The organism is Blastococcus sp. SYSU DS0510, assembly GCF_054050835.1.
This window is the reverse complement of record NZ_JBJHAC010000057.1, coordinates 1-766: the sequence shown is the minus strand read 5'-3', so window position 1 is coordinate 766 and position 766 is coordinate 1. Positions and strand designations below refer to the sequence as shown.

Annotated in this window: 1 protein-coding gene; it reads left to right on the top strand. The window is 66.6% G+C overall.

All coding sequences use genetic code 11. From position 1 onward, the window contains the following. Positions 1-218: 218 nt before the first annotated feature. Positions 219-766 (top strand): IS110 family RNA-guided transposase (locus tag ACI79P_RS21675; protein WP_456583127.1); only part of this gene is annotated, 548 nt, incomplete at its 3' end.

Genomic DNA, 766 nt, shown 5'->3' with positions numbered 1-766 from the left:
AGAGAACCCATGGCCTGTTCCAGGCCGCCTCGAACGATGAAAATCCTCGTGGGGCCGGCTGAGCTCGTTACTGCGTGGTGCGCTCGAGCCCGTCTCAGAGACTGACGCCAGGGGCCTTCCCGGCACCTCGAACTGTTGTTCCGAACACGCTTCACAGCATCGTTGATCGGTTGGCCCCGCCGGTCCCGCCCTATCGGGTCGAGGACGAGGAGGCACCGGTGGATGTGCTGATGGAGCGCTGCGCCGGAATCGACATCGGCAAGAACGAGGTGGTGGCCTGCGTGCGCACACCGGCCCCGGATGGCCGCAGACGACGCAAGCAAACCCGAACCTTCTCCTCCTTCACCGGCGCGCTGGAGGAGATGGCCGACTGGTTGGCCCAGGAGGGTGTCACCGACGTCGCGATGGAAGCGACCGGTCCGTACTGGAAGCCGGTCTGGTACGTGCTGGAAGAGCGCGAGTTCCAGCTGCGGCTGGTCAACGCCCACCACGTGAAGATCCTCCCGGGCCGCAAGAGCGACGTGCTCGACGCCGAGTGGCTGGCCGAGCTACTCGAACACGGACTGCTGCGGGCCAGCTTCGTGCCGCCGCCGGCGATCCGGGAGCTGCGTGATCTGACCCGCTACCGCAAACGGCTCATCCAGGGCCACACCGCCGAGCAGCAGCGGATTCAGAAGACTCTGGAAGACGCCGGAATCAAGCTGGACTCGGTCGCCTCCGACGTCCTGGGCGCCTCCGGCCGGGCCATGCTCGATGCCCTCATCGC